Source organism: Streptomyces sp. Tu 3180, assembly GCF_009852415.1.
Taxonomy (GTDB): domain Bacteria; phylum Actinomycetota; class Actinomycetes; order Streptomycetales; family Streptomycetaceae; genus Streptomyces.
Map to the genome: position 1 here is coordinate 7,445,551 of NZ_WOXS01000002.1, position 19,822 is coordinate 7,465,372.

General features: G+C 72.9%; 18 protein-coding genes and 1 pseudogene. 7 read left to right on the top strand and 12 right to left on the bottom strand.

Annotation, left to right across the window (positions count from 1 at the left end; translation table 11 throughout):
* Positions 1-73: 73 nt before the first annotated feature.
* Positions 74-778: pseudogene (locus GL259_RS33765) on the bottom strand (response regulator transcription factor); the annotation flags it as partial.
* A 616-nt stretch (positions 779-1,394) separates the two neighbouring features.
* Positions 1,395-2,138 (bottom strand): zinc ABC transporter ATP-binding protein AztA, encoded by a 744-nt coding sequence (gene aztA, locus GL259_RS33770; RefSeq protein WP_159537063.1) that lies wholly within the window; start codon positions 2,136-2,138, stop codon positions 1,395-1,397.
* Between the two features lie 14 nt (positions 2,139-2,152).
* On the opposite strand from aztA, the gene aztB reads away from it, so the two are divergent.
* The 4 genes from aztB (at position 2,153) to aztD (ending at position 6,544) form a co-directional block, all read left to right on the top strand.
* Positions 2,153-3,049: a zinc ABC transporter permease AztB gene (gene aztB, locus GL259_RS33775; protein WP_159537065.1), complete on the top strand. Its 897-nt coding sequence runs from the start codon at positions 2,153-2,155 to the stop codon at positions 3,047-3,049.
* Positions 3,050-3,059: 10 nt separating this feature from the next.
* On the top strand, positions 3,060-4,298 hold the full coding sequence (locus GL259_RS33780; protein WP_159537067.1) for a hypothetical protein: 1,239 nt from the start codon (positions 3,060-3,062) through the stop codon (positions 4,296-4,298).
* The gene (aztC, locus tag GL259_RS33785) at positions 4,295-5,254 is read left to right on the top strand and encodes a zinc ABC transporter substrate-binding protein AztC (protein ID WP_159537069.1); all 960 of its coding nucleotides are present in this window, start codon (positions 4,295-4,297) and stop codon (positions 5,252-5,254) included. The genes GL259_RS33780 and aztC overlap by 4 nt, the downstream gene beginning before the upstream one ends.
* A 90-nt stretch (positions 5,255-5,344) precedes the next feature.
* Entirely contained in the window at positions 5,345-6,544 is a 1,200-nt protein-coding gene (aztD, locus tag GL259_RS33790; RefSeq protein WP_159537071.1) for a zinc metallochaperone AztD, read from the top strand.
* Between the two features lie 234 nt (positions 6,545-6,778).
* Here the strand turns inward: aztD and GL259_RS33795 are convergent, their stop codons facing one another.
* The 9 genes from GL259_RS33795 to GL259_RS33835 form a co-directional block, all read right to left on the bottom strand.
* Entirely contained in the window at positions 6,779-7,228 is a 450-nt protein-coding gene (locus GL259_RS33795; RefSeq protein WP_159537073.1) for a VOC family protein, read from the bottom strand.
* Between the two features lie 676 nt (positions 7,229-7,904).
* A complete protein-coding gene (locus GL259_RS33800) occupies positions 7,905-9,041 on the bottom strand; it encodes a DUF475 domain-containing protein (RefSeq protein ID WP_159537075.1) in 1,137 nt (378 codons plus the stop codon).
* A 19-nt stretch (positions 9,042-9,060) separates the two neighbouring features.
* Positions 9,061-9,552, bottom strand: coding sequence for a ribonuclease E activity regulator RraA (gene rraA / locus GL259_RS33805; RefSeq protein WP_159537077.1), 492 nt, complete (start codon positions 9,550-9,552; stop codon positions 9,061-9,063).
* 49 nt (positions 9,553-9,601) lie between these two features.
* On the bottom strand, positions 9,602-10,246 hold the full coding sequence (otnC, locus tag GL259_RS33810) for a 3-oxo-tetronate 4-phosphate decarboxylase (RefSeq protein ID WP_159537079.1): 645 nt from the start codon (positions 10,244-10,246) through the stop codon (positions 9,602-9,604).
* Positions 10,243-11,517, bottom strand: a complete 1,275-nt coding sequence (otnK, locus tag GL259_RS33815) for a 3-oxo-tetronate kinase (RefSeq protein WP_159537081.1) — start codon at positions 11,515-11,517, stop codon at positions 10,243-10,245. Before otnK ends, otnC begins: the two co-directional genes overlap by 4 nt.
* An 84-nt stretch (positions 11,518-11,601) precedes the next feature.
* Entirely contained in the window at positions 11,602-12,684 is a 1,083-nt protein-coding gene (locus GL259_RS33820; protein ID WP_166461594.1) for an isocitrate/isopropylmalate dehydrogenase family protein, read from the bottom strand.
* A gap of 40 nt (positions 12,685-12,724) precedes the next feature.
* A complete protein-coding gene (locus GL259_RS33825) occupies positions 12,725-13,561 on the bottom strand; it encodes a sugar phosphate isomerase/epimerase family protein (protein ID WP_243762471.1) in 837 nt (278 codons plus the stop codon).
* The gene (locus GL259_RS33830) at positions 13,558-14,268 is read right to left on the bottom strand and encodes an aspartate/glutamate racemase family protein (protein ID WP_159537083.1); all 711 of its coding nucleotides are present in this window, start codon (positions 14,266-14,268) and stop codon (positions 13,558-13,560) included. Before GL259_RS33830 ends, GL259_RS33825 begins: the two co-directional genes overlap by 4 nt.
* Positions 14,269-14,505: 237 nt before the next feature.
* On the bottom strand, positions 14,506-15,219 hold the full coding sequence (locus tag GL259_RS33835) for an FCD domain-containing protein (RefSeq protein WP_159537085.1): 714 nt from the start codon (positions 15,217-15,219) through the stop codon (positions 14,506-14,508).
* Positions 15,220-15,582: 363 nt separating this feature from the next.
* On the opposite strand from GL259_RS33835, the gene GL259_RS33840 reads away from it, so the two are divergent.
* The 3 genes from GL259_RS33840 to GL259_RS33850 all read left to right on the top strand — a co-directional run bounded on the left by GL259_RS33840 (position 15,583) and on the right by GL259_RS33850 (position 17,805).
* Entirely contained in the window at positions 15,583-16,878 is a 1,296-nt protein-coding gene (locus GL259_RS33840; RefSeq protein WP_159537087.1) for a citrate:proton symporter, read from the top strand.
* Positions 16,879-17,020: 142 nt separating this feature from the next.
* Complete coding sequence (locus GL259_RS33845; protein ID WP_159537089.1) at positions 17,021-17,476, top strand: cupin domain-containing protein; 456 nt, start codon at positions 17,021-17,023, stop codon at positions 17,474-17,476.
* Positions 17,477-17,508: 32 nt separating this feature from the next.
* Positions 17,509-17,805, top strand: coding sequence for an antibiotic biosynthesis monooxygenase family protein (locus GL259_RS33850; RefSeq protein WP_159537091.1), 297 nt, complete (start codon positions 17,509-17,511; stop codon positions 17,803-17,805).
* 50 nt (positions 17,806-17,855) lie between these two features.
* Here the strand turns inward: GL259_RS33850 and GL259_RS33855 are convergent, their stop codons facing one another.
* Positions 17,856-19,556 carry a RecQ family ATP-dependent DNA helicase gene (locus GL259_RS33855; RefSeq protein ID WP_159537093.1) on the bottom strand — a complete coding sequence of 567 codons (1,701 nt, stop codon included), beginning with the start codon at positions 19,554-19,556 and terminating at the stop codon, positions 17,856-17,858.
* Positions 19,557-19,822: the final 266 nt, after the last annotated feature.

Below are 19,822 nucleotides of genomic sequence, written 5' to 3' on the forward strand. Positions count from 1 at the left end.
TACGGCCGGCCCCCATTGCGGGCAGCGGCGGCCGGTCCGGGATCAGGGACGCCGCCACCGCCTTGTTGACGGCGTCGACCCGGGAGACGGCACCGAGCTTGCGGTACACGTTGTGCAGGTGCCGCTTGACCGTGCCCTCGGTGACGCCGAGGGCCACCGCTATCTGACGGTTGCTCATCGCCGAGGCCACGCAGCCGAGTACCTCGCGCTCCCGTAACGAGAAGTCGGCCGCCGGCCGGGACGCGAGCGGCGACGCGACGGGGCGCGGGCCGTCCGGAGGCGACGGCGGCACGGCGGCGGACCGGCCGGCGCACACGGTGCCGATGGCGCGCAGCAGCTCGCCGCGGCCGACGCCCTTGTGCAGGCACGCGCCGGCCCCGGCCGCGAGCAGTTCCCCGGTCTCGCGGGGGCAGTTGCGGGCGGACAGCACCAGGACCTGGGTGGCGGGAGCCGCCCGCCGGATCCTCCGTACCGTCTCGCCGCCCCGCCGACCGGTCATGCGCAGGTCGAGCAGGACGAGGTCGGGCCGCAGCACGCGCACGACCCGGACCGCCTCGGTGCAGGAGGCCGCGTGCCCGACGACGGCGATCCCCGCCTGAGCGCCCAGCAGTTCGCTGAGTGCGTCACGGACCAGGCTGTGGTCGTCCGCTATGACGATGCGTATCGATGGCGATGTCATGCAAGATCCCCTGATGATCGCGGTCTGACGTCTCAGGAGGAGCGGACGTCCACGCGGCAGCCGTGATCCGGCCGCCCACCCCCGTAAGTGGCCGCTCATCGTTCCCCCGCTCCGCCGTCTCCCGGGACGGACCGCCGCCGCGCGGGCCGGACGCCCGCGTCCCCGGTCCCCGACAACGTGGCTGACACCGTTGTCAGCGCCTCGTGACGCCGGTCCGGGACGGTCGGGCCCGAGTCGAGCGGACGGGCGTCGCGTGAGCGTGGTGGAACGTGAGGGTGCCGTGCTGTCCCGCCGGTCGTGACGGCCCGACGTCCGCTCCGCGCCGGGCGGCCGGCGCTCGGGCAGACACGCATGAGGCTCCTCGGAGTTCAGGCAGCCTGGTACCAGGACCGACCCTCATGACAGGACCTTCGGAAGCTAGCAAATCGGCCACCCGGCCTGTCAACACGTGCCTGGACGAGGTGACAAGGCTCACCCCGGTCCGGTCCCGCGCCCGGGTCCTCCCACCGCCCTTCACCTCGGGCACCGTCCGTGCCCGGCCCGCCGGTGACCGTCGGCGCGGTGATCGCGCGGTGCCGGGCCCGCCCGGCGTGACGAGGCACCTCGTGACCCCCCTGGGCGGAGCCCGCGGGTTCCGGTGGATCCCGGCGGCACCCCACGGCACACACCGTGGTGGTGGACGCGCGAGGGGCGGCACCGGTCCGGTCCGGCCGGTTCACGCCGGCTGCCAGATCCGGGACAGGGCCGCCGGGGTGAGTACCTCCCCGGGCGGGCCCTGGCCCACCAGCCGTCCGTCGCTGAGGAGCAGGCAGGCGTCCGCCGAGCGGGCGGCCTGAAGGTCGTGCGTGGCCTGGACGACGGTCGTGCCGTCGGCGACCAGGTCCGTCAGGAGGGTCGTGATCCGTTCCCGGGCCCCGGGGTCGAGCCCGGTGGTCGGCTCGTCCAGCAGCAGCAGGTCGGACTGCTGGGCGAGGCCCTGCGCGATCAGGACGCGCTGGCGTTGCCCACCGGACAGCTCGCCGAGCTGGCGGGCGGCCAGGTCGGCGACGCCCAGTCGCTCCATGGCGGAGTCGACCACCGCCCGGTCGTGCCGGGTCGGCCGCCGCCACAGCCCCCGCTCGCCCCAGCGGCCCATCTCCACCGTCTGCCGCGCCGTGAGGGGGAGCGCGTCGCCGACGGCGCCGCGCTGCGGAACGAAGGCCGGCGGACGACCCTCGGCGTACCGGAGCCGGCCCGATGTGGCGTCGATCACGCCGGCGAGGACACCGAGCAGGGTGGACTTCCCGCTCCCGTTCGGCCCGACGAGTGCCGTCATGGCCGACGCCGGTATGTCTGCGCTGAGTCGGCGGAGCACGGGTCTGCCCGGGTAGCCGGCGTCCAGGTCGGTGAAGCGGACGCGCCGGCCCGCCGTCCCGGTGCCGGGCGACTCGGAGCGATGTTTTTTGAACATGATTGTCATTGTAGGCTCCTCGCATGGAATGGCTGACGGCCCCTTTCGAGGCGGCCTTTGTGCAACGGGCCCTGTGGGCCGGGATTCTGGTGTCGGCGATATGCGCCCTCGCGGGTACGTGGGTGGTGCTCAGGGGGATGGCCTTCCTCGGCGACGCCATGTCCCACGGTCTGCTGCCGGGCGTCGCGGTCGCCGCCCTGCTCGGGGGCAACCTGCTGGTGGGGGCGGTGGTGAGCGCGGCCGTCATGACCGCCGGCGTCACGGCGCTCAACCGCACCCCGAGGCTGTCCCAGGACACCGGCATCGGCCTGCTGTTCGTCGGGATGCTGTCCCTCGGCGTCATCATCGTGTCGCGCTCGCAGTCCTTCGCGGTGGACCTCACCGGGTTCCTCTTCGGCGACGTGCTCGCCGTGCGCGAGAGCGACCTGGTCCTCCTCGGAGCGGCGCTGCTGCTGGCACTGGCCGTCTCGGTGTTCGGTCACCGCGCCTTCCTGGCCCTGGCGTTCGACGAGCGCAAGGCCAGGACGCTCGGCCTGCGCCCCCGGCCGGCCCATGCCGTGCTGCTGGGGCTGCTGGCCCTGGCCATCGTCGCCTCCTTCCACATCGTGGGAACGCTGCTCGTCCTCGGCCTGCTCATCGCCCCGCCGGCGGCGGCCCTGCCCTGGGCGCGCGGCGTGAGCGGTGTCATGGCCCTGGCCGCGGTCCTCGGCGCGACCGCCACCTTCGGCGGCCTGCTGCTCTCCTGGCATCTGGGCACCGCGGCCGGCGCGTCCGTCTCGGCCCTCGCGGTCAGCCTCTTCTTCCTGTCCCACCTGGCGTCCGGGTTCCGGCACCGCCGTCGTGCGCGCCGCGCCGGTCTCCCCGCCCGTGCCGCCGTGTTCACCGCGAACGCCCCCGCGACCCGACCGAACGAAACCTGAGGCGATCTCCTTGTTCGTCCGAAGAAACGTCACATCCCTGGCTCCGGCACTCCTGTCCGTGGTCCTGCTGACCGCGGGCTGCGCGGGCCGGGACGACACCGAGTCCGGCCCCGGGGACCCTTCTTCCTCCGCCACCCCCCACGGTCACGTCGAGGGCGCCACCGAGGCGGCCGAGCAGCAGTCCCGGCTCCTCCTCGGTGACCCCGGCACCGGCGAGACCCGGGTACTGGACCTGATCACCGGGAAGGTCCACGACACCGCGCGCAGAGCCGGCGTCACCCGGCTCACCACCGACGGCCGCTTCGGCTACTTCCACGGCGCGGACCGCACCCACGTCCTCGACGGCGGCGCGTGGACGGTCGACCACGGGGACCACGTGCACTACTACCGCGCGAAGATCCAGGAGGCCGGCGAACTCCCGGGCGGCACCGGCACGCGCGTCCGCAGCGACGCCGGCGTAACGGTGGTCACGGCGGCGGACGGGCGGGCCGGCGTCCACCTGCGCGCCGATCTGGAGAAAGGCGCGCCCGGCACCCCCGACCGGCTGCCGGGCAGCTACGCCGGGGCCGTCGTGCCGTACGCGGACCACCTGATCGCTCTCACGCGCGACGGCGACGGCCCCGCGAGGGTCGTCGTGCTCGACCGGTCGGGCGAGCGCGTCGCCGCTCCGGAGTCCGAGTGCGAGGACCCCAGGGGCGACGCGGTCACCCGGCGGGGGATCGTCCTCGGCTGCGCCGACGGCGCCCTGCTCGTCCACGAGGACGACGGCGCCTTCACCGCCGAGAGGATCCCGTACGGCGAGGACGTGCCGAAGGCGGAGCGGGCCACGGAGTTCCGGCACCGCCCGGGCAGCACCACGCTCACCGCACGCGCGGGGAAGGACGCCGTCTGGGTCCTGGACGTGACCGAGCGTGCCTGGACCCGGGTGGAGACCGGCCCTGTCGTCGCCGCCAACACCGCGGGCGAAGGCTCCCCGCTGCTCGTCCTGGAGACCGACGGGGCCCTGCACGGCTACGACATGTCCACCGGGAAGGAGACCGCGGTCACCGGCCCCCTGCTGAAGGACGTCCCGGAAGCCGCCACCGGCGGGACGGCGGCACCGGTGATCGAGGTCGACCGGAGCCGGGCCTACCTCAACGACCCGTCGGGCAGGCGCGTGTACGAGATCGACTACAACGACGACCTCCGCGTCGCCCGCACGTTCGACCTGGACGTCCGGCCGTCCCTGATGGCGGAGACGGGCCGATGAGCGCGCGGACGGGGGCAGTGCGGGTGCGCGCCCTGCTGCCGGCCCTGGTGACCTCCTTCGTCGCCGCCGCCACGGCGACCGGCTGCGCGAGCGGCGACGAGCGGCCCCGGATCGTGGTGACGACCAACATCCTCGGCGACATCACCCGGGAGATCGTCGGGGACGAGGCGGACGTCAGCGTGCTGATGAAACCCGGCACCGATCCGCACTCCTTCGGGCTGTCGGCCGTGCAGGCCGCCGAGCTGGAGAACGCGGACCTGGTCGTCCACAACGGGCTCGGGCTGGAGGAGAACGTACTGCGGCACGTGGAGGCGGCCCGTGAATCGGGTGTGGCCACCTTCGCGGCCGGCGAGGCGGCGGACCCGCTCACCTTCCACACCGGGGCCGAGGGCGGTCCCGCCGACGAGGCCGGAGAGCCCGACCCGCACTTCTGGACCGACCCCGACCGGGTGCGCAAGGCCGCCGGCCTGATCGCCGACCAGGTCGTCGAACACGTGGACGGCGTGCGCGAGAACACCGTCCGCGACAACGCCGAACGCTACGACGGACGACTCGCCGACCTCACCGCCTGGATGGAGAAGTCCTTCGCGGCCATTCCCGAGGACCGGCGTGCCCTGGTGACCGATCACCACGTCTTCGGCTACCTGGCCGACCGCTTCGGCTTCCGCGTGATCGGCGCGGTCATCCCCAGCGGCACGACCCTCGCCTCGCCCAGCTCCTCCGACCTGCGCTCCCTCACCCAGGCCATGGAGCAGGCCGGGGTGCGCACCGTCTTCGCCGACTCCTCCCAGCCCACCCGGCTGGCCGAGGTCCTGCGCCGGGAGACGGGCGGCGACGTGGACGTCGTCGCGCTGTACTCCGAGTCGCTGACCGGGAAGGGCGAGGGCGCCGGCACCTACCTGGAGATGATGCGCGCCAACACCACGGCCGTGGCCGAGGGCCTCACCGGCGACTGAACGAATCCACCCCGCGGCCCGGCGGACCGAACACCGGCCGCTCCACCCCCGAAACCCGCCCCCACCGGGGCCGGAGAGGAAGCACACACCATGAACAAGTCGACGCGCGCCAGAACGCTCACGGGCGCGGCCCTCGCCCTGGCGGCGTCCGTGGCGCTGACCGCCTGCGGCGGAAACGACGACGCCTCGTCCGAGGCCGAGCCGAAGCAGACGAAGAGCAGCAAGGCCGCCACGGTCGACAACCCGCTGGTCGCCACCTTCGACGGGGGCCTGTACGTCCTCGACGGCGAGACCCTGGAGCCGGCGAAGACGATCGAGCTGCCCGGCTTCAACCGGGTCAACCCGGCGGGCGACGAGGACCACGTCGTCGTCTCCACCGACACCGGCTTCCGCGTCTTCGACGCCGCCCGGCAGACCTTCACGGACACCGGGTTCGAGGGAGCCAAGCCCGGTCACGTCGTGCGGCACGCCGGCAGGACGGTCCTGTTCACCGACGGCACCGGTGAAGTGAACGTCCTCGACCCCGCCGAACTCGGCGACGGAACCAAGCCGCGGACCCGCACCTACACCTCCGCCGAGCCCCACCACGGTGTCGCCATCGAACTGGCCGACGGCGAACTCGTCACCACCCTGGGCACCGAGGAGAAGCGCACCGGCGCCCTCGTCCTGGACGAGGACAACAAGGAGATCGCACGCGCCGAGAACTGCCCGGGCGTGCACGGCGAGGCCGCCGCGAAGGGCGAGGTGGTCGCTCTCGGCTGCGAGGACGGCGTCCTGCTCTACAAGGACGGCGAGTTCACCAAGGTCGACGCCCCCGACGACTACGCCCGCACCGGCAACCAGGCGGGCAGCGACATCTCCCCGATCCTGCTGGGCGACTACAAGACCGACCCCGAGGCGGAACTGGAACGGCCCACCCGCATCTCGCTGATCGACACCCGCACCGCGAAGATGAAGCTGGTCGACCTCGGCACCAGCTACTCCTTCCGCTCCCTCGCCCGCGGCCCGCACGGCGAGGCACTCGTGCTCGGCACCGACGGCATGCTCCACGTCATCGACCCGGAGACCGGAAAGGTCGAGAGGAAGATCGACGCGGTGGGCGACTGGACGGAGCCCCTGGACTGGCAGCAGCCCCGGCCCACCCTCTTCGTCCGCGACCACACGGCGTACGTCTCCGAGCCGGGCAAGCGCCGACTGCACGCCTTCGACCTGGAATCGGGCGAGAAGCTGGCGTCCGTGACCCTGCCGAAGAGCACCAACGAACTGTCCGGCACGGTGGCCGGTCACTGACCGGTCCTCTCCGCAGCGCTCCTCACGGAACGCCCGCCGGCCCTCTGCCGGCGGGCGTTCCGTGTCCTCCGCACCGGGGGACCACGCGAGCGCCGCGGAGGTCCGGCGTGCCCCTGGGCGCCGGCCGCGGAAGCCACCCACCGTCCGGCGGACCACGTGCACGGGCGCGTACGAGGACTCCACGCACCCCGCGCCGTACCGGGCCGACGTCCGCCTCACCACACCGGCACGGTCCTACTCGTTCCGCTCCGCGACGAAGATGCAGAACGGGTGGCCCTCGGGATCCCGGTAGACACGGAAGCGCTCCCCGTCGTCGGGGTCCGGTCGGTCCCGGTCGCTGAGCAGGCTGCCGCCGAGGGCGAGCACGCGCTCGTGCTGGTTCCGCAGCTCCTCCGGCGAGGTGACGCTCAGGTCGAGGTGCAGCTGCTGGGGCACCGGGCCGTCCGGCCAGTCCGGTTCGCGCAGGCGCTTCACCTGCTGGAAGGCGAGCTGCGGGACGCCGTCGGGGTTGCGCGGCACGAGCCAGTCCCTGCCGTGCTCGTCCGGCTGCCCGGCCGGAGGCGGCTCGTCCCCCTCGGCGTAGTCGAGCCCCAGCAGGGACCGGTAGAACCCGGCGAGCCTGCGGACGTCGGTGCTGTCGAGCACGGTCTGCACCAGCCGGATGCGGTCTGCGTCGTCGCTCATGGGATCCAGGTGCCCGGCCCGGCCCGGCCCCGCCCGAACGGCTCGCTCGGGGGACGAACGACCCGGCACCCTCACCTCGCGGGGCCTCGCACGGCGGCATCCGGCCCGCGCGGACCGGCAGGCCCGGAAGCCGCCGTGGAGGCCGTCTCGCGGCTCCGACCGCATGCCGGGTGGCTCCGGCGGCCGAGGGCGAGTCCGGCGGTGATCTCCGGTCTGCCCGTCCCCCATGCGCTCACGCGCACCCGGGAGGACATCGTGACCGCCACCCGCACCTGCGACGCCTTCTGCGGCCTCGACGGCTTCGGCACCGCCGGCCGCGACACGTGGCCGGCCCCGACAGGGCCGGTCGTTCTGCCACTCGCCGAAGGCGCGCACGGGCTCACGACGTGTCCGTAACCGACGCGAAGCCGGCCGACCTGGTGTTCCACCACAGCCAAGTCGTCACCACGGGCGCCGGTCTGCGCGTCGCCTCAGCCGTCGCGGTCCGAAAGGGACACGTACTGCGGGACGGCTTCTCCGGCCATGCCGTGCCGGCCGGGGCGGCCGCCGCCGGGCCGGATCACCTGACGGTCCGCGAGACCGAAGACCGCCTTCCGACTCGGCGGCGGGACGGCCGCTCATCCGGCCCGCGACGCACGGCTTCGGCCGGGACGGGAGTTCGTGCCCGTTGAATCCGTCAGGCCGCGGAAGCCGCCCCGGCCCGCTCGTCCTCGCCCTCGGCCGCCGCCAGTGCCCTGTTGCGGCGGACGGAGGACCAGAAGGAGGCGCCGATCAGGACCACGCCGATGAGGCCGGTGATGATCTCGTTGATCTCGTACCGGATGGTGACCAGCAGGATCATCGCCAGGGCGCCGATGGCGTAGTGCGCGCCGTGCTCCAGGTAGACGTAGTCGTCCAGGGTGCCCTGGCGGACCAGGTACACCGTCAGCGACCGCACGTACATGGCGCCGATGCCCAGGCCGAGCGCCATCAGCACGATGTCGTTGGTGATGGCGAAGGCGCCGATCACGCCGTCGAAGGAGAAGGAGGCGTCCAGGACCTCCAGGTAGAGGAACATGAAGAACGCGGCCTTGCCGGCCAGGGCCACCGCCGAGCGGGGCTTGCCGGAGCGCTCGGCCTGCTCCTCCTGCTCGTGCTCGCGTTCCTCCTCCTCCTCGAGCTTGTCCTCGAAGTAGCCGGAGAGGCCGCCCACGATCATGTAGGTGATCAGGCCCGCGACGCCGGCGAGCAGGACGGTGGAGGACTTGTCGACGTGCGCGCCGCCGTGCTGGTGGGCGTGGGTGGCGAAGGCCATGGCGGAGATCATCAGGAAGATCAGCGCGATGCAGACCGACAGCATGTCGACCTTGCCGAGCTTGGCCAGCGGGCGCTCCAGCCGGCCGAGCCACTTGATGTCCCGGTCCTCGAAGATGAAGTCGAGGAAGATCATCAGCAGGAACATGCCACCGAACGCGGCGATCGCCGGGTGGGCGTCGGTGACGAGTTCCTGGTAGCGGTCCTTGTCACTGAGCGCGAGGTCGACCGCCTCGATCGGGCCGAGCTGGGCACTGACGGCGACGATCACGACGGGGAAGACCAGCCGCATGCCGAAGACGGCGATCAGAATGCCGATGGTGAGGAAGATCTTCTGCCAGAAGGCATTCATCTTCTTCAGGATGCCGGCGTTGACCACCGCGTTGTCGAAGGACAGCGAGATCTCGAGGATGGAAAGGATCGCCACGATGCCGAAGGCGGTCCACCCCCCGAAGAGAACCGCTGCGACCAGGCCGAGCGCGGTGACCGCGAACGACCAGCCGAAGGTTTTCAGAACCACTGGGTGCCCCATCGTGTGGTCAGGCGCGGTCGGGGAGGAGCGCGACGCCGTCGTCGTCGGCGTGCAGGACGTCGCCGGGGCGGAAGGTGACGCCGCCGAAGGTGACGGGGACGTCGACGGCTCCGGCGGCGTCCTTGGCGCTCTTGCGGGGGATGGTGCCCAGCGCCTTGATGCCGAGCCGGAGACCGGCGAGGGCGGCGCTGTCGCGGACGGCGCCGTGCAGGACCAGGCCGGCCCAGCCGTTGTCCTGGGCGGCACCGGCGATGAGGTCGCCGACCAGGGCGGTGCGCAGGGAGCCGCCGCCGTCGACGACCAGGACGGCGCCGTCGCCCGGCGTGCGCAGCAGGTCGCGCAGCAGGCCGTTGTCCTCGTGGCAGGAGACGGTGCGCACGCGGCCGGCGAAGCCCCGGTGGGCGCCGAACCGGCGGAACTGCAGGTCGCAGACGCGCAGGTCGGTGCCGTACCGGTCGACGAGGTCGGCGGTGGGGACGGGGGTGACCGTCTCGGGCATGGTGGTGCTCCTTCGTTCGGGGCTGCCGCGCCCGCTGCTCATCCGGCCGTCAGGGGGAGGGGGGAGCGAGCGCGGCAGCCTGCTCGGGGGTGAGGGGACGGACGGCGTGTCCGCGCAGGAGGAGGTGCAGCTTGGCCGTCTCCTCCAGTTCCTCGATCGCGTCGGCGGCCTGCTCCAGGGACGCGCCGGCGACGACGGGCCCGTGGTTGGCGAGGAGGACGGCGTGGTGGGTGCGGGCCGTCTCCTCGGCGAGCGGTTCCAGGCTGCTGTCGCCGGGGGGGTGGTAGGGCAGGAGGGGAAGGGTGCCGACGCGCATGGCGTAGTAGGCGGTGAGCGGGGGCAGCGCGTCGGCGGGGTCCACGCCGTCGAGGCAGGAGACCGCCGCGGCGTGGGTGGAGTGCAGGTGCACGACCGCGTGGGCGGTCGGCCGGGCCCGGTAGAAGGCGGCGTGCAGGAACGCCTCCTTGGTGGGGCGCGGCCCGTCGAGGTGTTCGCCGTGCAGGCCGGTGCGCGACAGGTCGGCCTCCTCGACCGTGCCGAGACTGGACCCGGTGGGCGTGAGCAGCAGGCTGCCGTCGGCCAGGCGGACGGACAGGTTGCCGGTGGAGCCGTGGGTCAGGCCGCGCGTGAACAGGGAGCGGGCGGTGCGGACGATGAGCCTGCGCGCGGCCGATTCGTCGGTGCAGGAGGTCACTCGACCTCCTCGGTGGAAGGGGCGAGGGCGCGGGTGAACAGGTCGGGTGCGCCGAAGTTGCCGGACTTGAGCATGAGGGCGAGGTCGCCGTGCCGGGTGGTGGCGTAGGTCCACGGCACACCGGGGTCGGCCTCCTCGCCGACCAGGACGGCACGGATGCCGAGCGCGGTGGTGACGGCGCCCGAGGTCTCCCCGCCCGCGACGAGCAGGCGTCGCACGCCGCGCCCGACGAGGTGGGAGGCGAGCGCGCCGAGGAGGTCCTCGACCTGCGCGGCGGCCTCGGCGACACCCAACTGGGCCTGCACTGCGGCCAGTTCCTCCGGTGAGGCGGAGGCGTAGATCAGCACGGGGAGAGCGGGGTCCTGCTCGTCGTACCAGGCCAGCGCCTCACCCGTGACGTCGCGGCCGGTGGCGGCGGCGAGGACGTCGAGGTGGAGGGAGGGCAGGCCGGCGGCGTAGAACTGGGCGATCTGCTCGAGCGTGCGGGCCGAGCAGCTGCCCGCCAGGACGGCGGCCCGGCCTTCGCCGGGCCAGGGTTCGGCGGTGGCCGGACCGGCGGCGGGGTAGGCGTGTCCGAGCCCTTCGGCGAGACCGGCGGCGCCGGCGACGACCGGCAGTTCGAGGGCGGCGGCGCCCAGGACGGCGAGGTCGTCGTCGGTCAGGGCGTCGGCGACGACGTGCCGGACACCGGCCTGCTGGTGGGCGGTCACGGCGTCGCGCACGGCCTCGACCCCGCGGCGCACGGTGGTCCAGTCGATCAGGCCCACCGGGTGGCGGGTCTGCGCGGACAGCAGGCGCACCAGGGCGGAGTCCGTCATGGGGTTGAGGGGGTGGTGGCGCAGCGGTGAGTCGGACAGCAGTTGGTCGTGGACGAAGAGGTGGCCCTGGTAGACGGTGCGGCCGTTGGGCGGGGAGGCCGGGCAGTGCAGGGTGACCGTGGCGCCGGCGGCGTCCAGGAGGGCGTCGGTGACCGGGCCGATGTTGCCGTGCGGGGTGGAGTCGAAGGTGGAGCAGTACTTGAAGTAGACCTGAGCCGCGCCCTTGGACCACAGCCAGCGCTGGGCGGCGAGGGAGTCGGCGACCGCCTCGTCGGCGGGCGTGGACCGGGACTTGAGGGCGACCACGGCGGCGTCGCAGTCCGCCGGGAGCACGGTGGTGTCGTCCGGGGTACCGAAGACCAGGGCGGTGCGCAGGCCCGCACGCCGGAAGGCCGCGGCGACGTCGGTGCCGCCGGTGAAGTCGTCGGCTGTGCAGCCGATGCGCAGGGTCATGGTCGGGGGTTTCTCCTCGGGCGTGCGGGCGGAGCATGGGGGACCGGGGCGGGCGGGGGAGTCACCCGCCCCGGAGTGAGGGAGTCAGTTCTGGCCGGCGCCGATGGCCTTGATGACGGCGGCGGTGAACTCGGTGGTGGAGGCCGAGCCGCCGAGGTCGCGGGTGGAGGTGCCGGCGGCGATGGCGTCGGCCACGCCCTTCTCGATGGTCTTCGCGACGGTGGCGAGCCTGTCGTCGCCGTGCTTGGCGGCGAGCCACTCGAAGAGCATCGCGCCGGAGAGGATCATGGCGACCGGGTTGGCGGCGTTCCGCCCGGCGATGTCGGGGGCGGAGCCGTGGGAGGCCTGGGCCATGGCGGTGGTGGCGGAGGCGTTGATGGACGGGGCGGTGCCCAGCGAGCCGGAGATCTCGCCGGCCAGGTCGGAGAGGATGTCGCCGAACATGTTCTCGGTGACGATGACGTCGAAGTCCCGGGCACGGCGCACCAGGTGGACGGTCATGGCGTCGATGTGGAAGTCGTCCACCGTCACGTCCGGGTAGTCCTTCGCGACTTCCTGGCAGACCGTGCGGAACAGGCCGGTGGTGAGCTTGAGGACGTTGGCCTTGTGGACGATGGTGAGCTTCTTGCGGCGCGAGCGGGCCAGGTCGAAGGCGACGCGGGCGACGCGCTCGGTGGCCTCGCGGGTGATGATGCCCAGCATGATCGCGGTGTCGGGGGTGGGCATGAACTCGCCGGTGCCGGCGAAGGTGTTGCGGTCGGCGTAGAAGCCCTCGGTGTTCTCGCGGACGATGACGAGGTCGGCGTCGTCGCAGACCGCCTTGGCGCCGGGGAAGGACTTGGCGGGGCGGATGTTGGCGAAGAGCTGGAAGTGCTTGCGCAGGGTGCCCGAGGGGTTGAGCGCGGACTTGTGCGGCTCGGGGTAGGACACGGAGTCGTGCGGGCCGAGGTACCAGCCGTCCAGGCCGGCGAGGGCCTCTTTGGTCTCCTCGGGGACGGGGGTGCCGTGGGTCTCGATGGCGGCGGCGCCCAGCGGCAGGGTCACCCAGTCGACGGAGACGCCGGCGGCCCGGGCGGCGGCGGTGGCGATCTCGACGGAGGAGGGGACGATCTCGGGGCCGATGCCGTCGCCCTCGAGGACGCCGAGGCGGTAGGTCGTGCTGCTCATGGTGCGGGTTCCTCTCAGAACAGGGGGTGGGGGAGGAGGGTCAGGACAGGACGGCCGCGGCGTCGGTGAGCGCGGTCCGGGAGCGGGCGGCGGCTTCGGGGCTGTCGCCGTCCTGGGTGTGTTCCAGGGTCAGCCAGCCGGTGAAGCCCCCTGCGCGCAGCGCGGTGAGCAGGGCGGGCAGCCGGGGGTCGCCGACGGCCAGGGGGCCGCGGGTGGCGGGTGCGGCGAGCTGGAGGCAGCCGGTGACGCGGGCGTGGTCCGTGACCGCACGGACGGCGTCGACGCCTTCGGCGTCGAGGTGGTGAGTGTCCAGCACCAGTCCGGCCGGAGCGTCGAGCAAGTCGATGAGGGCGAGGGCTTCGGCCGGGGTGCGCCACAGCGAGGTGTGGGCGCGTGACTGGGGTTCCAGCAGCAGCCGGCTGCCGTGGCCGGCCGCTTCGTCGGCCAGGTGCCGCACGGCGCGTTCGGCCCACAGGCGCTGCATGTCCTCGAGACCCGGCAGGAAGGTGCCGCGGGTCTGGCCCAGGGTGACCGGGACACCGAGTTCACCGGCCAGACGGGCGGCGCCCAGCAGGCGGGACAGGGCGTGACGGCGTACGTCGGGCGACGGGTCGGTCAGCGTCAGACGGTCCTGTGCGGCGACCGGACCGGTGCCGATGCCCAGCACCTTCAGCCCGGCGGCCTCCACCGTCCGCGCCAGTGCCCCGGCGTCCCGCGCACCGGTCTCCCGGACCTGCACCTCCACCCCGTCGTAGCCCAGCTCGGCCAGTCGGCGGAGGGCTTCGGTGAGCGGTGCGGTGAAGCCGAGCGGCATCGGCGAGGAGCAGTCGTCGCCCGAGACGGTGTAGGCCAGCGGCCAGGGCAGCCCCGCCGTCACGGCGCGACCGCCGCGGCCGGAGGCGCCGGCTGTCCGCCGGGGGTGAGCAGGCCGCGCAGTTCGCGTGCGGCGGCGCCCGCACCGTCCAGCACCGGCACACCCACCAGGCCGGCCAGGGCGTCGCGGGCGGGGGTGAGCGAGTACTGCGCCAGCAGGACCGCGTCGGCGTCGGCCCCCCGGGCGGCGTGCAGGGCGTCGGCCAGGTGGCGGGCGGTGGCTTCGGCGTCGTCCGCCGCGGCGGCTTCCTCGCTCAGGGCGGTCACGATGTCGAGCGGACGGTCCGGACGGACCGCCGGGACGAGCGCTTCGAGCTGGGCGACGGCGGCCGGAACGGCGGGCGGGGTGGAGGCGACCACGGCGATACGCCGGTACGGGCCGGCCAGGGCGGCCCTGAACATCGCCTCGTCGGACTTGAGGGCGGGCACGTCCCACAGGGCGCGGGCGGTGTCCACGACCTCGCCGTAGGAGGAGCAGGTCAGCAGCAGGGCCTGGGCGCCGCCGTCCATCACGTGGCCGATCAGGCGGAGCATGCGCCGGCGCAGCGCGTCGGTGAGTCCGCCGGCCGCACGGACGTCGTCCAGGAGGCGGTCGTCCAGCACGTTCCAGACCGTGGCGTGCGGGAACTCCCGCGCGAACGCCTCTTCGGCGATGCGGTGCGCGGTCGGCACGGCGTGGATCATGGCGACCAGAGGTCGGGGTTCGATCACCGGGGTTCTTACCTCTTCCGGTAGGCGGGGACCGGCAAGGGTCCCGACCGCGGGCCTGCTCCGGTCGGCGGAGGAACGTCCGTGACAGCGGGAAGGCAGCGCCCGAGATGGGGGGCGGCAGCGTTGCGTGGTGTGCCGTGCCGCCACTGTAGGCCGAACCGGTAAACCGGTCAACCGGTTGTGTCGGCGAGGAGCCCACGGGCTGCCGGCGCCGGTCCGGCGGCCCGTGGTGTCCCGCTACGCCTCGCGCTGTTCGAGCGCCTCCATCAGGCGGCGGGAGGCGCCCTCCATGTGCCGGGCCATCGCCGTTCGGGCGGCGGCGGCATCGCCCTCGGCCACCGCCTCGTAGATCGGCACGTGGTCGGCGTAGGCCACCTCGCGGGACCGCACGGCGCCGGTGCGCTCCACCCAGCCGCGCTGGATCATCGCGCGCATGCCCTTGAGCATGTCGCGCAGCACCGTGTTGCCGGCCAGCTCGCCGAGGGCGGCGTGGAAGGCGGTGTCGGCCTCGGGGAACTCGTCGTCCGGGCACTCCCGCATCGCCGTCAGCCGGGCCCGCAGCAGTTCGACGCCCGCCTCGTCGCGCGCCTGGGCGGCCAGGCCGGCGACGATCACCTCCAGTTCGGCGCGGGCCTGCACCATGTCGCGGGCGCCTCGTTCCCCGAGGACCAGTCCCAGCTCGAACAAGCGGTAGAGCACGTCGGAGTCGGCGCCGCGGAAGTACGTCCCGCTGGACTGCCGGATCTCCAGCAGGCCGAGGAACCCGAGCGACTTGATCGCCTCCCGCACGGTGGGCCGGTTCACTCCGAGCATCTCGGTCAGCTGCCGCTCGGAGGGGATGCGGTCGCCGGGCTGGACCTCGCCGGACATCAGGTAGTCGATCAGGCGGCGGGAGACCTCGGCGGCCAGCGGCTCGCGCGGCTCGACCGTGATCCTGGCGAGTTCGGCCATCGATTTCCTCACTTCGGTATTGACGCGATGGCCGGATTCTAGTTACCTACCGGCAATCCGGTAAACCGGTTGTCCGGAGGTTCGGCGCGTGTGAAGCGCCTTCGTCCACCTCCGTCAGCCGCCTCGGAAGCCCCCGCCATGCCTGGCGCACCTCTGACGTTCTCAGTAGGCCCTTGCCCGCCGCGATCGTGCGCCCCGAGCCGCCGTACAGGAACCGCACGTACCATGACCGACCCGACGCACCAGCCGAGTACGGCCCCGTGTGCGCTGCCGGTCGCCTTTCAGCCCGACACGCACTGACCCGCGCGCCGCCCTGCGCCGCCGTCCGACCGGCGGCCCACAGCCCTGCCCCAAGGAGCAACGATGCTCGCCGTCCTCGGCTTCGCCACCCTGGGCAGCTTCATGCTGCTCGTGATGCGCAAGCACCTCTCCGCGTTCACCGCCATCATGCTCACCCCGATCGCCGCCGCCCTCGTCGCGGGCAAGGGCACGGAACTCGGCGACATGATCGTGAACGGCCTGGAGACCGTCGCGCCCACCGCCGCCCTGCTGCTGTTCGCCGTCCTCTACTTCGGCCTGATGATGGAGGCCAAACTCTTCGAGCCGATCGTCCAGGCCATCGTCCGGGCCTCCAAGGGCGACCCGGTCCGCATCGTGGTCGGCACCGCCGTGCTCTCCCTGCTGGTCGCCCTCGACGGCGACGGCACCACCAGCTACATGATCGTCTGCTCCGCCTTCCTGCCCATCTACCGGCGCCTGGGCATCAACCCCCTCATCCTGGCGACGCTGGCGGCCATGGCGCTGGGCACCATCTCCGGCACCACCCCCTGGGGCGGCGCCGCCACCCGCGGCATCAGCGTCCTGCACCTGAGCGCCACCGAGTACTTCGTCCACATGATCGGCCCCATGGCCCTCACCGGCCTGGCCATCGTCGCCGTCGCCTACTGGCTCGGCCTGCGCGAGCGCCACAAGCTCGACGGTGAGAAGCTCGCCGCCTACAAGCTGGAGATCGCCTCCGGTGAGGCGTTCGAGCCGGTCGAGGTCGGCTGGCGCATGTGGTTCAACGCCGCCCTCACCCTGCTGCTGATGGTCCTGCTGATCCTCGAGGTCGCCGACCTGCTCGTCCTGTTCATGGTGGCGTTCGTCATCGCCCTGCTCGTCAACGTCCGCTCCATCGGCGACCAGCAGGACCTCATCAAGCGCCAGGCCGCCAACGCCGTCCCGGTGATGATCCTCGTCCTGGCCGCGGGCGTCTTCACCGGCATCATGACCGACTCCGGCATGATCAAGGCCATGGCCGACGCGGCCCTCGCCGTCGTCCCCGAGGGCTGGGGCGACGTCATCCCGCTGTTCACCGCCGTGCTCGCCCTGCCGCTCGGGTTCTTCATGTCCAACGACGGCTACTGGTTCGGCGTCGTCCCCGTGCTCGCGGAGTCCGCCGCGCACTACGGCATCAGTCCCAACGAGATCGCCCGCGCCGGCGCCATCGGCCAGATCCTCCACATGATGGGCCCCACCAGCGCCCCGCTCTGGGTCCTCCTCGGACTGGTCAAGGCCGAGCTGGGCGACTTCCAGCGGCACGCCCTGCGCTGGGGCGTCCTCGTCTCCGCCGCCTACATCCTCTTCGCCGTCGTCACCGGTGCCATCAGCGTCACCTGAGCCGCGCGCGACGCCTCGCGGGTCTCCTCGTGCCGGGTGGGCCGCACTCCGTCCCGGTGCGGTCCACCGGGTCCGTGACGTGTCGCGGCGACGGCCCGGCCGCCTGACCGCCCCCCCAGTCCCCCTCTGCACGGAGAACGCCGTGAACCACCCCACCGACGAGCCCTGTTCCGCCTCCTTCCCGCCCGCCGTCCTGCGCCCGGCCGAACTGACCTCCTTCAGCCGCGGCGGCGGCGCCCGCACCGTCCCCCTGGTCACCCGGGCCGTCGGCGCCGAGGTCTTCCTCACCGGGCAGACCCTCTTCGAGGGCGGCGCCGGTATCGCCCTGCACACCCACAACTGCCCCGAGAGCGTGACCGTCCTCGAAGGCGACGCCGTCGTGGAGATCGACGGCACCGAACACCGCGTCACCCGCTTCGACACCACCTACGTCCCCGCCGGCACCCCCCACCGCTTCCGCAACGCCTCCGCCACCGAACCCATGCGGATCCTGTGGATCTACGCCTCCGTCGACGCCACCCGCACCCTCGTCGAGACCGGCGTCACCGCGCGTGTCGACGCCGAGCACGGCAAGGCCGCCGCCGGGACCCGCGACTGACACCGACACGACCCAGGAGCAGGAACACCACCGTGATCACCGAGATCGCCCAGATCGAGATCCACCCGGGCCGGGAGAAGGAGTTCGAGGAGGCCGTCGCGAAGGCCCTGCCCCTCTTCCTCGAGGCCGACGGCTGCGAGGGGGCCGACCTGCACCGCAGCGTCGAACACCCCACGCGCTACCGGCTCATGGTCCGGTGGGAGACGGTCGAGCACCACACCGTCGCCTTCCGCGGCTCCCAGGGCTTCGCCAGGTGGCGGGCCCTGGCCGGACCGCACTTCGCGGCTCCACCACAGGTCGAACACGTGTACCCCGTCCTCGCGCCATGACGCCGACGGCCGGTTCCGCCGCGGTGGCGGAGCCGGCCGTCCGGTGCGGATCAGGCGCCGGTCAGCAGGCCGTGTTCCGCCACGGCCGCCAGGGACAGCGTCTTGTAGCCGACCTGCTCGAACAGCACCACGACGCGGTCCTCCTCGATGCGCATGACCGTGCCCTCACCCCATTCGGCATGGCGGACCCTGTCGTTCGGCTCGTAGGGAACACGGTCCCCAGGGGTGCGGGCGGGCTCCCGGCGCGTGGTCCCGGTGCGGCCGTCCCGGTCCCGCCGGCACAGGTCGCACCGCCCGCAGGGCCGGTCGAGCTGCTCGCCGAAGTAGCCCAGCAGGTACTGGCGGCGGCACGACTGCGTCTCCGCGTAGCCGCGCATCATCTCGATGCGTGAACGGTCCATCCGGCGGCGCCGCTCGAACACCTCCGCCGCTCCTTCGGCGGCGTCGTCCGCCGTACGACCGGCAGACGCCCGGACCGTGCGGCGCCTGCCTTCGCAGGTCACCGCTCCGGCCTCTTCCAGCAGGTTGAGCAGGTCCGTGGTCTTGCGGCGGGACAGTCCGGACAGCTGCGCCACCCGGGTGCGGCTCTGCGGGACGTCCTGGCCGAGCAGTACGGTCATGATCTTCTTCAGTTCTTCGGTGTTCAGCGCCCGGGCGGTGAGGAATCTCTGGAGCCCCAGGTCCTCGGGGCGGTAGAACAGCACCGCACGGGCGGGCCCCCCGTCCCGGCCGGCGCGTCCGATCTCCTGGTAGTACGAGTCCAGGGACTCCGGGACGGACGCGTGGGCGACGAACCGTACGTCGGGTTTGTCGATGCCCATCCCGAACGCCGAGGTGGCCACCACCACGGCAGGACGGCCGGCCATGAAACCGTCCTGGATCCGGCGCCTGTCCGCCGCCTTCATCCCGGCGTGGTAGGCCTCGGCCTCGACGCCGTCCCGCCGCAGTCGCGCCGCATAGGTCTCGGCGTCCTTGCGGGTGGCCGTGTACAGGATGCCCGGGCCGTCTGCTCCGGCCGTCCAGTGCGAGACGGCGGCGCGTTTGCCGTCGTCGTCGGTGAAGGTGCGCACGTCCAGGTGGATGTTGGGCCGGTCGGTCCCCGTGCTCACGACCTCGGCGTCGTGCATGTGGAGGTGCTCGAGGATGTCGGCCCGGACCGGGGTCGCGGCCGTTGCCGTCAGCGCCAGCACCGGTGGGCGGCCCAGCCGGTCGGCGGCCTCTCCCAGGCTCAGGTAGTCGGGACGGAAGTCGTGCCCCCAGGTGGAGACGCAGTGGGCCTCGTCGACGACGAAGAGCGAGGGGTTCAGGCCACGCAGCCTCTTCAGGACACTGTCCTTGGCGAGCTGCTCCGGCGACATGAACAGGTACTCGGCATCGCCCTCCCGGACGGCCCGCCAGCCCTCCTCGGTGGCCGACTCCGGCTGCGCGGAGTTCACGGCCACGGCGTCCGGCGCCGCGCTCTGCCGCAGTCCGGCGACCTGGTCGCGCTGCAGGGAGATCAGCGGCGACACCACGACGGCGGGGCCGCCCAGCATGACGGTCGGCACCTGATAGATCGCCGACTTGCCCGAACCGGTGGGCATGACCACCAGCACGTCGCGGCCGTCCAGCAGTGCGTCCATCGCCTCCGTCTGCTCGGGAGCCAGCTCGCTCCACCCGAAACGCTCCCGGGCGATGCGGCGCAGTTCGGCGATCCGGTGACGCGGTCCCGCGGGCGTCCGGGACGACGTGCCCCCGGTGCGCCCGGTCATGGCATCCCCGTTCGGCCGGTCGTCGGCCGACGCGGCCCGCGCCCGCGGGCGGCGGCAACCGCGGCTCTCACGTACAGGGTCACGAAGCCTCCTCGCAGCCGGACCCCGAGACGCTTCCGGGAGTCCTTCCGCCCGGGTACCCCCGGATCTCCGGTCGCACAGCCGCGGGTGACGGGCCTCGCAGGAGGACGGGCCGAGGGCTCGGGACGGCCCGGCACCGACCCGGCCGATCGTCGGGAAAGCCGGCAACGGGTCGGTGTGAGTCC

What these genes read in the sequence shown, in the direction of transcription:
- aztB (WP_159537065.1), top strand. Translation starts at nt 2,153, where the DNA reads ATGGAATGGCTGACGGCCCCTTTCGAGGCGGCCTTTGTGCAACGGGCC.
- aztA (WP_159537063.1), bottom strand. Translation starts at nt 2,138, where the DNA reads ATGACAATCATGTTCAAAAAACATCGCTCCGAGTCGCCCGGCACCGGG.
- GL259_RS33855 (WP_159537093.1), bottom strand. Translation starts at nt 19,556, where the DNA reads ATGACCGGGCGCACCGGGGGCACGTCGTCCCGGACGCCCGCGGGACCG.
- aztC (WP_159537069.1), top strand. Translation starts at nt 4,295, where the DNA reads ATGAGCGCGCGGACGGGGGCAGTGCGGGTGCGCGCCCTGCTGCCGGCC.
- otnK (WP_159537081.1), bottom strand. Translation starts at nt 11,517, where the DNA reads ATGACCCTGCGCATCGGCTGCACAGCCGACGACTTCACCGGCGGCACC.
- GL259_RS33840 (WP_159537087.1), top strand. Translation starts at nt 15,583, where the DNA reads ATGCTCGCCGTCCTCGGCTTCGCCACCCTGGGCAGCTTCATGCTGCTC.
- GL259_RS33795 (WP_159537073.1), bottom strand. Translation starts at nt 7,228, where the DNA reads ATGAGCGACGACGCAGACCGCATCCGGCTGGTGCAGACCGTGCTCGAC.
- rraA (WP_159537077.1), bottom strand. Translation starts at nt 9,552, where the DNA reads ATGCCCGAGACGGTCACCCCCGTCCCCACCGCCGACCTCGTCGACCGG.
- GL259_RS33835 (WP_159537085.1), bottom strand. Translation starts at nt 15,219, where the DNA reads ATGGCCGAACTCGCCAGGATCACGGTCGAGCCGCGCGAGCCGCTGGCC.
- aztD (WP_159537071.1), top strand. Translation starts at nt 5,345, where the DNA reads ATGAACAAGTCGACGCGCGCCAGAACGCTCACGGGCGCGGCCCTCGCC.
- GL259_RS33820 (WP_166461594.1), bottom strand. Translation starts at nt 12,684, where the DNA reads ATGAGCAGCACGACCTACCGCCTCGGCGTCCTCGAGGGCGACGGCATC.